This is a genomic window from Streptomyces novaecaesareae (assembly GCF_000716875.1).
GTDB classification, from domain to species: domain Bacteria; phylum Actinomycetota; class Actinomycetes; order Streptomycetales; family Streptomycetaceae; genus Kitasatospora; species Kitasatospora novaecaesareae.
This window is the reverse complement of record NZ_JNWQ01000071.1, coordinates 1-14,052: the sequence shown is the minus strand read 5'-3', so window position 1 is coordinate 14,052 and position 14,052 is coordinate 1. Positions and strand designations below refer to the sequence as shown.

Annotated in this window: 7 protein-coding genes; all 7 read right to left on the bottom strand. The window is 75.5% G+C overall.

From position 1 onward, the window contains the following. Nucleotides 1-60: 60 nt before the first annotated feature. Entirely contained in the window at nt 61-1,746 is a 1,686-nt protein-coding gene (locus OP86_RS24230) for an alpha/beta hydrolase (RefSeq protein WP_030062079.1), read from the bottom strand. Between the two features lie 148 nt (nt 1,747-1,894). Then, complete coding sequence (locus OP86_RS33860) at nt 1,895-3,049, bottom strand: hypothetical protein (protein WP_030259300.1); 1,155 nt, start codon at nt 3,047-3,049, stop codon at nt 1,895-1,897. A 336-nt stretch (nt 3,050-3,385) separates the two neighbouring features. Next, nucleotides 3,386-4,597, bottom strand: coding sequence for a DNA polymerase III subunit delta' (locus OP86_RS24215; RefSeq protein WP_030259299.1), 1,212 nt, complete (start codon nt 4,595-4,597; stop codon nt 3,386-3,388). 249 nt (nt 4,598-4,846) lie between these two features. Continuing rightward, nucleotides 4,847-8,377, bottom strand: coding sequence for a dTMP kinase (gene tmk, locus OP86_RS24210; protein ID WP_063832447.1), 3,531 nt, complete (start codon nt 8,375-8,377; stop codon nt 4,847-4,849). Between the two features lie 248 nt (nt 8,378-8,625). Then, nucleotides 8,626-11,496 (bottom strand): type I DNA topoisomerase, encoded by a 2,871-nt coding sequence (gene topA / locus OP86_RS24205; RefSeq protein ID WP_030259285.1) that lies wholly within the window; start codon nt 11,494-11,496, stop codon nt 8,626-8,628. A gap of 313 nt (nt 11,497-11,809) precedes the next feature. Further along, nucleotides 11,810-12,268, bottom strand: coding sequence for a DUF3592 domain-containing protein (locus tag OP86_RS24200; protein ID WP_030062069.1), 459 nt, complete (start codon nt 12,266-12,268; stop codon nt 11,810-11,812). A gap of 218 nt (nt 12,269-12,486) precedes the next feature. After that, nucleotides 12,487-14,019 (bottom strand): DUF7059 domain-containing protein, encoded by a 1,533-nt coding sequence (locus OP86_RS24195; protein WP_030062068.1) that lies wholly within the window; start codon nt 14,017-14,019, stop codon nt 12,487-12,489. Nucleotides 14,020-14,052: the final 33 nt, after the last annotated feature.

Sequence of the window (14,052 nt, the reverse complement as noted above, 5' to 3'; positions counted from 1 at the left end):
CGTCGTACTGGTTATCGATTGAAGCCGCAACCACCTACCGGCCGCCCGGAACGCTCCTCCCTACCGGTCGCAGCGCTTGCCCTGCTCAGGGGCCTCCCCGGTCAGCAGGAAGCGGTTCACCGCCCCGTCCACGCAAGCACTGTGCCGCCCGTATGCGGTGTGACCGTCCCCGTCGAAGGTGAGCAGCCGGCCGGACTCCAGCTGCCCGGCCAGGGACTGCGCCCAGGCGTACGGGGTGGCCGGGTCGCGGGTGGTGCCGACGACGACGATCGGGGCGGCTCCGGCGGCCCGGACGGTGTGCGCCAGGCCGGTGGCCCGGACCGGCCAGTAGGTGCAGGTCAGCGCCATCCAGGCCATGTCCCGCCCGAAGTGCGGGGAGATCCGCTCGAAGTCCGGCACCGCCCGCTGGACGTCCTCCGGCCCACTGAACGGGGCGGGCAGGTCGAGGCAGTTCACCGCGGTGTTGGCGAACATCAGGTTGGGGTACGAGCCGTCCGTCTCGCGCCCGTAGTACGAGTCGGAGAGCTTCAGCAGGCCGGTGCCGTCGCCGGCCCTGGCGTCGGCGAGGGCGGTGCGCAGCTTGGGCCAGAGGAAGTCGGCGTACATGGCCTGGATGACGCCGGTGGTCGCCTGGGACTCGGTGAGCCGGCGGCCGCCGTCGGTGGTGCGCAGCGCCTCGGCGTGGACCGTCGCGAACAGGGCGGTGAGCTGCTCGCCGACCTGCTGCTCGGTGCGGCCGAGCGGGCAGTCCTCGTGCTTGGCGCAGTCCTTGGCGAAGGCCGCCCAGGCGGTCTCGAAGCCGCCGGCCTGGGTGCGGTTGCCGGTGACCGAGTCGAGCGCCGGGTCCATCGCGCCGTCCAGCACCAGCCGGCCCACCCGGCTCGGGAAGAGCCCGGCGTAGGTGGCGCCGAGGAAGGTGCCGTAGGACTTGCCGACGAGGTTCAGCTTCTCGTCGCCGAGCAGGGCGCGCAGCACGTCCATGTCGCGGGCGGCCTCGACAGTGCTGAGGTGGCCGAGCGCCGCCCCGGCCTGCTTCCGGCAGCCCTCGGCGAACTCCTTGTCGGCGGCGACCAGCGCGTCGATCCCGCGCTGGTCGCCGGGGGTCAGGTCGACGGCGGTGAAGGCGTCCATCCGGTCGCCGCTCAGGCAGGTGACGGGGCTGCTGCGGCCCACCCCGCGCGGATCGAGGCCGACCAGGTCGTACCGGGCGCGCACCCCGCGGTCGTACGTCCGGGCGGCGGCCTCCAGGTACTCGACCGCCGAGCCGCCGGGCCCGCCCGGGTTCAGCAGCAGCGAGCCGAGCCGCGGACCCGAGGACCCGGCGCCGGCCCCCGACGGCACAGCGCCCGACGGCACGGCCCCCGACGGCACAGCGCCCCCCGACACGGCCCCCGACGGCTCGGCCGCCGCGCGGGCGGCCGCTAGGGTGAGGTCGCCGTCCCCGGGGTGGTCGTAGTCCATCGGCACCCGGAACATCGTGCACTCGTACCCGCCCTCGCACGGCTGCCAGGCCAGGCGCTGCCCGTAGTACGGCGCGAGCGCGGCCGGGACGGCGGCGGGCAGCGGTTCCAGCGGGGTGGCCGCAGCAGCCGCCGGCGCCGAGGCGGCGTCCGAGCCGACCGAGGCGGAGGAGGCCGACCCCGGCTCCCCGGCCGGACCCGCGCTGCACCCGCCCGCCAGCAGCCCGACGGCGAGCGCCGCGGCCACCGTCCGTGCCCGTGCCCGTACCCGGCCGATGGCCCTCATCCGGTTCCTTCCCAGCCTTGGTGTGCAGTCGGAAAATGCGGCTGCCCGGTACCCGCTCCGGGTACCGGGCAGCGTAGTGCCCGCTCGGACGCACTCAGGACGACTCGGCCGCTCAGGACCAGGACGCCTCGGCCGGCGCCTCGGCCGCTCAGGACGCCTTGGCCAGCGCCTCGGCCAGGAACTGCGCCGCCTGCCGGACCAGCCGCAGCCGCTCCCGGTCGGGGGTGAAGTCCTGCACGTTGTCCGAGATCCGCACGTCGGCCTTGGCCGCCGGGCCCGGTCCGGCCTTGAGCGAAGCCTGGAGCTTGCGGGCCGCGTCCAGCCCGGCGGCGTCGGCCTTGGCGGCGGCCAGCAGCAGCTTGGCCGCGCTGCCGGCCGGGGCCTCGGCGCCGGTCTGGGTGAGCGCGGCGGCGTCGTACCGGCCGGAGACCGCCGCGGCCGCGCCGTAGAGGTCGGGGCGGGCCAGCCCGGCGGCGGCCGCGCACGGCGCGCCGCCCTCGACTCCGAGGGTGCCCCAGGAGGCCGGGCCGGGCGGCAGGGTGCGGAAGGAGGCCGCGACGGTGGTGCGCAGGGCCGCGTCGTCGGCGACGGCGGCCGGGGCGGCGGCGACCAGCTCGCAGGGGTGCGCGGTGCCGTTCGGGGCCTCGGGGGCGACCAGGATGAACGGCCGGGCCTTGCCGGGCTGCAGGGCCGAGCCGATGCCCTCGAAGACGTCCGGGACCTCGGCGTCGGCGGTCTTGCGCGGCGCGGCCGCGTGCATCACGACGACCGGGAAGCGCGCGTTCGGCTCCTTGGCGTACTGCGGCGGCAGCCAGACCCGGACGTTGCGCGGCCGGCCGTCGGGGCCGAGGACGGCGGACTGGAGCAGCTCGCCGCCGCCCGGGTGGCCGACGCTGTCGAAGCGGCTGACCACGGCGGGCGCCGTGGTGGCGGCAGCAGCAGCGGGCTCGGCGGCCACCGGCGGCGCGGCCTGCTGCCGGACCGCGGACCCGGCCCCCGCGCCATCGCCCGCACCCGTGCCCGCACCCGCCGCGTCCACGATGGGCTCCGCCCGGTCCGGCTCCTGGTGGCCGCGGCCGAGCCCGCCGAAGGCGCCGAGCGCGGTGAGCAGCGTCAACGCGCTGACGCACACCCCGCAGACCATCGCCCCGGCCGCCCGCACGAGCATCGGCCAGCGGTCCCCGGCGAGCTCGTAGGTCTCGGCGGCGCGCAGGTCGCGCCAGCGCTGGAGGGCACCGCGGGCCAGCCAGATCCCGCCGAGTGCGGCGGCCAGCAAGGGGATGACGAGCAGCGAACGGACCATGCGACGCACCACCACGGACGGAGGGCCGGCGCCGGACCGGACCCGGCGCGTACGGGAGACGACCGGCCCGGCACCGGGCGCAGTCGGCCCCCAGCGTGCACAACGGGCGGACGGTCACACGCAGGTGTGCCCGGCGCGTATCGCCCGTTCACTCGAAGGTGGGACAGCGCACCGGCTCCGGGAGGCGTACGGCCGTCAGCCGGTGGAGCGGCCCGGGCCCCGGCCCTGCAAAGCCCGCCCCGCAAAGCCCGCCCCGCAAAGCCCGCCCCGAGAAGCGCACCCGGCAAAGCGCACCCCGAGAAGCGCACCCGAAGAGCCGGCCCGGCCGGGCGCCGCTCAGCCCGCGCGCAGCGCCACCGTCATCGCCTCGACCGCGAGCAGCGGGTCCACGTTTCGGTCCAGCGCCACGCGGCAGGCCAGCACCGCCTCGATCCGGCGCAGCGTGCCCTCCGCCGGGCCGGCCTGGGCGACCCGGTTCAGCGCCTGCCGCTGGTCCTCGTTGGCGAGCGAGCCGGTGGAGCCGAGCTGGATCGCGAGTACGTCCCGGTAGAAGCCCAGCAGGTCGAGCAGGGCGACGCCGAGGGTCTCCCGGCGGGTGCGGGTGGCCCGGCTCTTCTGCCGCTTCTCCAGCTCCTTGACCGCGCCGGCCATGCCGCGCGGCGCCTTGCTGCCCTCGAAGGCGCCGTAGGCGGCCTTGAGGTCGTCGGTCTCCTTGGCGTCCTGGGTCTCGGCGAGCGCCTCGGCATCGGCCTTGGCCGTGTCGACCAGGCGCTGGGCCGCGGTCAGGCAGCCGCCGATGTCGCCGACCTCCAGCGGGATCCGCAGCACCTCCGCCCGGCGGGTGCGGGCCTGCTCGTCGACGGCGAGGCGGCGCGAGCGCTCGATGTCGCCCTGCCCGGCGAGTGCCGCGAGCCGGGCGGTCTCCGGGTCGACGCCGTCCCGGCGGACCAGTGTGTCGGCGACGGCCTCGGCGGCGGGGGTGCGCAGCACCAGCAGACGGCAGCGCGAGCGGATGGTCGGCAGCACGTCCTGGACGGAGGGGGCGCAGAGCAGCCAGACGGTGCGCGGGGAGGGCTCTTCCACGCCCTTGAGCAGGGCGTTCGCGGCGGCCTCGGTGAGCCGGTGAGCGGCGTCGACCAGGATCACCGACCAGCGGCCGCCGGTCGGGTAGCTGGAGGCGCGCAGCACCAGGTCACGCATGTCGCCGACCCCGATGGACAGGCCGTCCGTCCGGACGTACTTCACATCGGCGTGACTGCCGGCCAGCACGGTGTGGCAGCCGTCGCAGAAGCCGCAACCGGGCGTGCCGCCGAGCGCGAGGTCGGGGCTGGTGCACTGGAGAGCGGCCGCGAAGGCACGCGCCGCGGTGACCTGACCGGCACCGGGCGGGCCGGTGAACAGCCAGGCGTGCGTCATCAGGGAGGCGTTCACGCCCTCGTCCGGGACGGCCCCGCGGCCGACCTCGACCGTCGCCCCGGCCGCCCGGGCGGCGGCGGTCAGCTGCTCGACCACCCGCTCCTGGCCCACCAGGTCGTCCCAGACGGCCAACTGCTGCTCCCAAGCTCCGTACGGCAGCGCCAGCGGCGCCTCTTCCCCGCCGTCGAGCATACGTCTCCGCTCCGACAGCCATTGCGCCGTCCGGGTCACGCCGGCCAGGGCACGCCAGCCGGGACGGCGGCAGCGCCGCGGCCGAGACCGCGGCCACGACCACGACCACGACCACGACCACGACCACGAGCCGAAACGCGGCGGCGCCGCCGGGGGCCTGCCCCGACGGCGCCGTGCACACGTGTCCGGTCAGCCCCGGCGGCCCCAGCGGCGGCCCTTGCCCTTGCCGTCGCCGTCGCCCTTGCCGTCGGCCTTGCCCTGGTCGTCCCCGTCGCGCCGGGCGGCCCCGCCCTGCGGGCCGCCCTGCTCCGGGCCGCCGTGCCCCCAGCGCGCCCACTCGTCGCGCGAACCGAGCAGGGTGTCGGTGAGGCTCGGCAGGTCGTCCATCGGCGTCTCCTCGGCCCACTCCGGCCGCGTCCGCTCGGCGGCCGGCTCCTCCTGAGCCTGCGGCTGCTGCGGCTGCGGCTGCGGCTGCGGCCGAACGTAAGGCTGTGCCTGCGGCCGCGACGGCGGCTGCGGCGCCGCCGCGGGCTCACCGCCGACCACCGGCAGCTCGCGCGTGCTGTCCACCGGCTCCGCCCGCCACGGGCCCGACGGTGCCCCGCCCCCGGGGCGGCCCGGCTCGACCCGCGGCAGCACCGCGGTCCGGTCGGCCTCCGCCGGGATCTGCGGCAGCACGGCCGTCTCGTCCACCGCCGAGGCCGGCACCACCGGCAGCTTGGCGGTCGCGTCGGCCGCCCCGCTCGCAGGGGTCCGGCCCGCCGCTGCGGCCTTCGCGGCCTCCGCGGCCTCCGCCGCCCGGACGGCCGCCTGCCGATCCCGCAGCGACAGCTCGCGCGTCGCCTCGTCACCGAGTCCGTCCGCCGGGCCGGTCGGGGTCTCCCGGACCGCCCGCAGCTCCGTGGTCATGGCGTCCCCGGCCGTCACCCCGGGAGCCCCTTGACCCCCAGGAGCCCCGCCCACCCCGACGGGCCGCCCTTCCGCGAGGCCTTCCGCCAGGCCCTCCGCCCGGCCCGCCGCCGTCTCGGCCGCCGCAGCCGCGGCCGCGAGCGCGGCAGCCTGTGCCAGCCGGGCCTCCTCGGCCCGCTGCAGCGCCTCCTCCGCCCGGCGGCGCTGCTCCTCACGGGCGAGGTCCCGCTGCCGCTGCAGCTCCGCCTGGGCGGCCGCCTCGGCGGCGATCCGCTGGCGTTCGGCGGCCTCGGCGGCCAGCCGGGCCTCCTCCGCCGCCCGGCGACGGGCCTCCTCCTCGGCGCGGCGCTCGGCTTCCTCCTGCGCCCGGCGGCGCGCCTCCTCCTCGGCCTTGCGCCGGGCCTCGGCGGCGGCCCGCTCGGCCTCCTCCTTGGCCAGTCGCTCCTTCTCGGCCTGCTCGGCGCGCAGCTGCGCCAGCAGCTCCTGCCGCTTGCGCTCGGCGGCCTCCTCCTCGGCCTTCTTGCGGGCCTCCTCGGCGGCGCGGCGCTCGGCCTCCTCCTTCGCCAGCCGCTCCTGCTCGGCGCGGGCGGCCTTCTCCTGCTCGGAGAGCGGCAGCTCGCGGTCGAGCCGGTGCCGGATGGCGGTGGTGACGAAGCCGGGGGCCTGGCTGCCGTCCACGACCAGGTAGCGCGCCGGGTCGGCGGCCGCGAGGGCGAGGAAGCCGGCCCGGACCCGCTGGTGGAACTCGGTGGGCTCGGATTCCAGCCGGTCCAGCGCCTCGGTGAAGCGCTCCCTGGCCCTGGTCGGGTCGACGTCCAGGACGACCGTCAGGTCCGGCAGCAGTCCGCCGGTGGCCCAGCGGGAGATCCGGGCGACCTCGGTCGCGGCCAGGTCGCGCCCGGCGCCCTGGTAGGCGATGGACGAGTCCATGTACCGGTCGGTGATCACCACGGCGCCGCGGGCGAGGGCCGGCCGGATGACGTTCTCGACGTGCTCGGCGCGGTCGGCGGCGTAGATCAGCGCCTCGGCGCGGTGCGACAGGCCGGTGTTGCCGACGTCCAGGACGAGGCCGCGCAGCCGCTGGCCGACCGGGCTGCCGCCGGGCTCCCGGGTGAGCACGACCTCGTGGCCCTTGCCGCGGATCCACTCGGCGAGCGCCTGGGCCTGGGTGGACTTGCCGGCGCCGTCGCCGCCCTCCAGGGCGATGAAGAAACCGGTGCCCGCGCCCCGGTGCGGCACCGGTCCGGCGGCGCCGCGCACCGCGTCGACCAGGTCCCGGCCGAAGGGCACGGTGCCGCGCCGGTCGTCGGTGCGCAGCAGCACGACGGCGGCGAGGACGAGCGTGAGCAGCCCCGCGGTGGCGACGGCCAGGGCCGCGCCGCCGTGGATGAAGGTGAAGGAGCCGGGCTCGACGGTGCCGTACTCGACGTCCCCGTAGGCGGCGGCGATCAGCGGGACGACCACCAGGGCGACGGCGACCACGGCCCGCAGCACCGCGAACAGGTGCTCGGTGACCTTCGGCAGCCGGGCCTCCTCGACCTCCTGGGCGAGCAGGGTGCGACCGGCCGAGACGACGATCCCGGCGGCCAGCCCGGCCAGCACGGTGAGCAGCAGGACGAGGACGTAGTCCAGCACCAGCCCGGCCAGGATCAGCGCGACGCCCTGGGTCAGCAGCGCCAGCGCGAGCAGGCGGCGGCGGGAGAGCGAGGGCAGCGTGGCCCTGGTGAGCCGGGCGCCGAGGGCGGGCGCCGCGGTGGCGGCCAGCACCAGCAGGCCGTAGCCGATCGGGCCGGCCCGGTGCTCGGCGGCGGTGAGCAGCGCCAGCGCGGCGACGCCCGCCATGGAGGCGAAGCCGGCCGCGACGGCGAAGGTGAAGTACGGGGCGCTGCCGGTGCGGCCCTTGCTCAGCGCGGGGCCGGGGGCGGCGTCGGTCGGGGCGCGCAGGCCCTGCAGCGGGGAGAGCGGGGCGACGGCCACGGGGCCGCCGGGCAGCTGCTGGAGGTAGTCGCGGGTCGCCGAGGCGGCGAACAGCCCGGCCGCGCCGAGTGCCGCGAAGGTGAGCTGGTGGGCGCGGAGCCAGTCCGAGCCGGCCGCCGCGCCGATGTTGTTGAGCAGGGTGAAGCCGACCAGGCCGACGGCGGCCAGCGGCACGGTGACCCAGCCGGTGAAGCGGTCGACGCCCCGGACGGTGTCCAGGTTGGCGGCGGCGGGCCGCTGCTCGGCGGCCGGGGCGTACGGATCGGCCGGCGGCAGCAGGCCCGGGACGGCGGCGGCCTTGGCGATGCCCCAGACCCGCTCGGCGGCGCCGGTGACGAAGACGGTGGCGAGCAGGGCGTAGGTGGCGGCCCCGGAGGGCTTCGGGCCGGAGCCCAGCCAGACGGTCCACCAGGGCGCGAGGCCGATCAGCAGGGCGCGCAGCACGTCGACGCCGAACAGGGTCCAGCGGCGGTCGAGCTTGCCCGCGACCAGCTGGTGCACGGGGCCGAGCAGCGCCACGCCGACCAGACCGGTGGCCGCCACCCGGACGGCGAGGACCGCGGCGAGGGCGAAGGCGAGGCTGCGCGGCAGGTCGCCGAACTGGCCGCCCACGGCCGCGGCGATCACGGTGAGCGCGAGCAGCACCAGCAGGCCGAGCCGGTCGGCGGTGCCGCCGATCAGCTGGGTGGTCCACAGCCGCCGGTAGGCGCGTGTCCGCAGCAGTGCCCGGGCCCGGTCCACCGGGGTGCCGGCGGGCGCGACCTCGGGCAGCTCGGGCGTTGCGGCTCTGGCGGCCGGGGCGACGCTGGGGGTGGGCTGCTCCTCGCTCGTCATACGGTCAGCGTAGCGGTCGGGGCTTGGCCGGAATGTGGTGAACGGGCTTCCGGATCCCGCTCATCACCGGGTTGTGACGTTCCCCGCACACATCCCCGCACGGATCCCCGGCCGGATCCCCGCACACATCCCCGCCCCGCGACCGCACCGCGACCGCCCCACGACCGCACGGATGCCCACCCGCCCCCGGCAACGCGCGAGCCCGCGCCCCCGGTGGGGGGCACGGGCCCGGTGCCGCTGTCGCGAGGTCAGCCCTCGTCGGTGGCCGCGGCCTTGCTCGCCGCCGTCTTCTTGGCCACCGTCTTCTTCGCCGCCGCCGTCTTGGTGGCGGTGGTCTTCTTGGCGGCGGTCTTCTTCGCGGCCGCCGTCTTGGTGGCCGCGGTCTTGGTCGCCGTCGCCTTCTTGGCCGCCGTCTTCTTCGCCGGGGCCTTCTTCGCCGTCTTCTTCACCGGCCCGCGCGCCCGCTTCTCGGCGAGCAGCTCGTAGCCGCGCTCCGGCGTGATGGTCTCGACGTCGTCGTCCTTGCGGAGCGTGGCGTTGGTCTCGCCGTCGGTCACGTACGGGCCGAAGCGGCCGTCCTTGACCACCACCGGGCGCTCGCTGACCGGGTCGTTGCCCAGCTCCTTGAGCGGCGGGGCGGCGGCGGCCCGGCCGCGCTGCTTGGGCTGGGCGTAGATCGCCAGCGCCTCGTCGAGGGTGATCGTGAAGAGCTGGTCCTCGCTGGTGAGCGAGCGCGAGTCGGTGCCGCGCTTGAGGTACGGGCCGTAGCGGCCGTTCTGCGCGGTGATCTCCGCGCCCTCGGTGTCGGTTCCGACGACCCGCGGCAGCGAGAGCAGCCGCAGTGCGTCCTCCAGCGTGACGGTGTCCAGCGACATCGTCTTGAACAGCGAGGCGGTGCGCGGCTTGACCGCGTTCTTGCCGGTCTTGGGCGTGCCCTCGGGCAGGATCTCGGTCACGTACGGGCCGTAGCGGCCGTCCTTGGCGACGAGCATGTTGCCGCTGACCGGGTCCGGGCCGAGCTCGAAGTCGCCGCTGGGCTTGGCCAGCAGTTCCTCGGCCAGCTCGACGGTCAGCTCGTCCGGCGGCAGCTCGTCGGGGATGTCGGCGCGCTGGCCGGGCTCTCCCTCGACGGTGGAGGCGCGCTCGACGTACGGGCCGTAGCGGCCGACCCGCAGGGTGATGTCGTCGCTGATCCGGAACGAGCTGATCTCCCGGGCGTCGATCGCGCCGAGGTCGGTGACCAGTTCCTTCAGGCCGCCCAGGTGGTCGCCGTCGCCGTTCCCGGCCTCGGCGGCGCCGCCCGCGGCGTGGCCCTCGCCCTCGCCGAAGTAGAAGCGCTTCAGCCACGGCACGGACTGCGCCTCACCGGCGGCGATCCGGTCGAGGTCGTCCTCCATCTTGGCGGTGAAGTCGTAGTCGACCAGCCGGCCGAAGTGCTTCTCCAGCAGGTTGACCACGGCGAAGGAGAGGAAGGACGGGACGAGCGCCGTCCCCTTCTTGAACACGTACCGGCGCTGGATGATCGTGTCGATGATCGACGCGTAGGTGGAGGGGCGGCCGATCTCCCGGTCCTCCAGCTCCTTGACCAGCGAGGCCTCGGTGTAGCGGGCCGGCGGCTTGGTGGCGTGGCCCTCCGGGGTGATCCGCTCGGCGCCCAGCGGGTCGCCCTGGGCGACCTGCGGCAGCCGGCGCTCGCGGTCGTCGAGCTCGGCGTTCGGGTCGTCGGCGCCCTCGACGTAGGCCTTGAGGAAGCCGTGGAAGGTGATGATCTTGCCGGAGGCGGAGAACTCGACGTCCCGGCCGTCCGCGGAGGTACCGCCGACCCGGACGGTGACGGACTGGCCGACCGCGTCCTTCATCTGGGAGGCGACGGTGCGCATCCAGATCAGCTCGTACAGCTTGAAGTCGTCGCCGGTCAGGCCGGTCTCGGCGGGGGTGCGGAAGCGGTCGCCGGAGGGGCGGACGGCCTCGTGCGCCTCCTGCGCGTTCTTGACCTTGCTGGCGTAGGTGCGCGGGGCGTCCGGCAGGTAGTCGGCGCCGTACAGCTGGGTGACCTGGGCGCGGGCGGCCGCGATCGCGGTCTCCGACAGCGTGGTGGAGTCGGTGCGCATATAGGTGATGAAGCCGTTCTCGTACAGCTTCTGGGCCACCTGCATGGTCCGCTTGGCGCCGAAGCCCAGCTTGCGGCTGGCCTCCTGCTGGAGCGTGGTGGTGCGGAACGGTGCGTACGGCGAGCGGCGGTAGGGCTTGGACTCGACGCTGCGGACGCCGAACGCGGTCTGCGCGAGGGCGGCGGCCAGCTGGCGGGCGGCCTGCTCGTCCAGGTGCAGGGTGTTGGTGCTGCCGGCCTTCAGCCGACCGTCCGACCCGAAGTCCCGGCCGCTGGCGATCCGCTTGCCGTCGACCGAGGCCAGCCGGGCGCCGAAGGTCTCCGGGTTGGCGGCATCGGCGGGGGTGCGGCCGGTGCCGAAGGTGCCGACCAGGTCCCAGTACGACGCACTGCGGAAGGCCATCCGCTCGCGCTCGCGCTCGACCACCAGGCGGGTGGCGACGGACTGCACGCGGCCCGCCGACAGCTTCGGCATGACCTTCTTCCACAGCACCGGCGAGACCTCGAAGCCGTAGAGGCGGTCGAGGATGCGGCGGGTCTCCTGGGCGTCGACCAGGCGCTGGTTGAGCTCGCGCGGGTTGGCCACGGCCTCCTGGATCGCCGACTTGGTGATCTCGTGGAACACCATCCGGTGCACCGGCACCTTGGGCTTGAGCACCTGCTGCAGGTGCCACGCGATGGCCTCGCCCTCGCGGTCCTCATCGGTGGCGAGGAAGAGCTCGTCGGACTCCGCGAGCAGCGACTTCAACTTGCTGACCTGGGACTTCTTGTCCGCGTTGACCACGTAGATGGGCGCGAAGTCGTGGTCGACGTCCACCCCGAGGCGGCGCACCTCACCGGTGTACTTGTCCGGCACCTCGGCCGCGGTGCTGGGCAGGTCGCGGATGTGCCCGACGCTCGCCTCGACGATGTAGCCGGGGCCAAGGTAGCCCTTGATCGTCTTCGCCTTGGCCGGCGACTCGACAATGACGAGTCGCTGTCCGTGCGCGGTCTCGCTGCTCGGGGACACCTTCGCTCTTCTCTCCCGGTCCGTATGTGGCTGGTCGGCGCCGGCAGCACGGGCTGCGCTCCGCCCGACCCCTCCACCGTCCCGGGGCCGCCGCTGCACGACACCCCCACCAGCGGAGTGTGACCGTACCCCGGCCACCCTTGTCAAACGGACGGATCCCGCGTTTTCACGTGCCGGTCTCACCGACGCCACTCGAACGGTAACCCGATGACGGAGGTTCGCGCCCCGTGGAGGGGGGCTTCGGCAGGTTCCGGAGGATGGAATGACGGATTTCAAGATCTGTCAACGGAAAATCGACGGGCGGTCGGGGCCCTCAGCCGCCGACCGCGGCCAGCAGCCCGGCACCCGCCGCCAGACAGGCCGCCCCCAGCGTGCTCCACAGCAGATCGGTGACGGCCGCGCGGCTGACCTCCCCGGCCGCCAGCACCACCCGGCTCGGGAGCTCCGGGTCGTAGCAGATCCGCACCGAGGCACCGGGGGCGAAGCGCTCCGGACGGCGCAGCGGGGTATGCCCGCGCGGCCGCGTGAGCACGAGCCCCGCGATCCGGCACTCGCCGGAGCCGCCGACCGAGGGCGGCACCGAGAAGGAGAGCAGCGGCGCACTGTCCAGCTGGCCGTGCTCGTCGCCCTCGGAGACCACCGTGGCCACCGTCGCCACGCCCCGGCGGCGCACCCGGTGGCGAAGGCGCACTTCGGCGGCGCACCAGAGCAGCAGTACGCCACCGAAGAGGGCGAGCACCAGCCCGCCCACCGTCGCCGTCGTCGTGTCCACCCCTGGCCCCCGGCTCCCCAGCTCTGTCCACAGCCTGTGGACAGAGCCTCACAGTGGAGGGCCAACGGGGGGAAGCCGTCCGGCGGCTGCCGGACGAACCAGGGGGTACGGGAGGGTGAACCGGGCCGAGCCCGGCCCGGTTCGGCCGTTCCCCCGGCGCCCCCCGGGCTCCGGGTCCGGCTCCGGGTCCGGCTCCGGGTCCGGCTCCGGGTCCCGCCTCAGCGGACCGGGTCGATGAACCCCTGCTCGGTCAGCAGCCGCAGCGACTCCGGCACCCGGTCCCGCAACACCACCCGGTCCTCGCCGAGCAGCTGCGCGATGGCGTCCACGATCTCGCCCGCCGACAGCGTCCCGTCGCAGACCCCGACGAAGCCCGCGCCCACCGTGTCCACCTTGGTGGCCCGCCGCATGCCGCGGTTGTGACGCAGGATCACGTGCTCCGGGTCCTCCGCACCCGGCGCGCCGACCTGCTCCTGGACCACCTCGTCGGCCAGCACGTAGCGGGCTGCGAGCAGGCCCGCGTCGTCGTGCGAGCGGAGGAAGTCCTGCCGGTCGAACCAGGCCTCGATGTGCGGGCCGAGCGGCTGCTCCACCGGGTGCGGCCACTCCTCGACCCGGACGGTCGGACGCTCGGCGCCGCTCGCCCGCAGGGTGATCCAGCCCATGCCGATGCCCTCGACCCGGCCCGCCTCGAAGGCGTCCAGCCACTCGCCGTAGCGGGCCTGGTAGTCGCCGCCCGGGCCGCGGTGGTCGCCGCCGTCGCGCAGCCACAACTCGGCGTACTGGGCCACGTCCTGGACCTCGCGCTGGACGACCCAGGCGTCCAGCCCGGTGCCCGCGACCCACCCGGCCAGCCGCTCGTGCCAGTCCTCGCCCTTGACGTGCTGCCAGTTGGCGAGCAGCTGGCAGTAGCCGCCGGGCTCCAGGTGGTCGGCGGCCGAGCGGACCAGGCTCCGGCACAGGTCGTCGCCGGCCATGCCGCCGTCGCGGTAGGTGAACCGGCCGCCGGGCGAGATGACGAACGGCGGGTTGGAGACGATCAGGTCGAACTTCCGCTCCCCGACCGGCTCGAAGAGGCTCCCGGCGGACACCTCGGTGTTGTCGAACCCGGACAGCGCCAGGGTCAGCTCGGTGAAGCGCAGGGCGCGCGGGTTCAGGTCGGTGGCGGTGACGGTGCCGGCGTGCCGGGCCGCGTGCAGCGCCTGCACGCCGGAGCCCGAGCCGAGGTCCAGCGCAGACCGGACGGGCCGGCGCACGGTGATGTTGGCGAGCGTGGTGGACGCGCCGCCGACTCCCAGCACCAGGTCCTTGCGAGCCACCCCGTGCGCGGTCTCGCCGGAGCCGATGCCGCCCGCGCCACCCACCGCGCAGCCCAGGTCGGAGACCACCCAGGCATCCGAACTGGGCATCCCGGCAACCTCGTTGGCGTACGGCCGGACGTCGACGGTGGCGCGCACCAGATCCCCGTCCGGGCGCAGCCAGCCGTCCGCCAGGCAGTCCTCCACCGGCAGCGCGGCGGCGGCCGCCTGGTACGGCACCGACTGCTGGAGCAGGAACAGCCGCACCAGCGTCTCCAGCGGACTGCCACCGCGCGTCGCACGCAGCGCCGGGACCGCCTCGCTGCGGGCCAAGGCCGAGTAGCCGGCGGGCCCGAGCAGGTCGAGGCACCCGTCGGCGGTGAACGAGGCGGCGAGCAGCGCCTCACGCAGTTTGGCGAGGCGGGTCGGGTCGAGAACGGGGCTACTGATCACCCCGCCATTGTCCCCCGCGACCCGCCCTCCAGC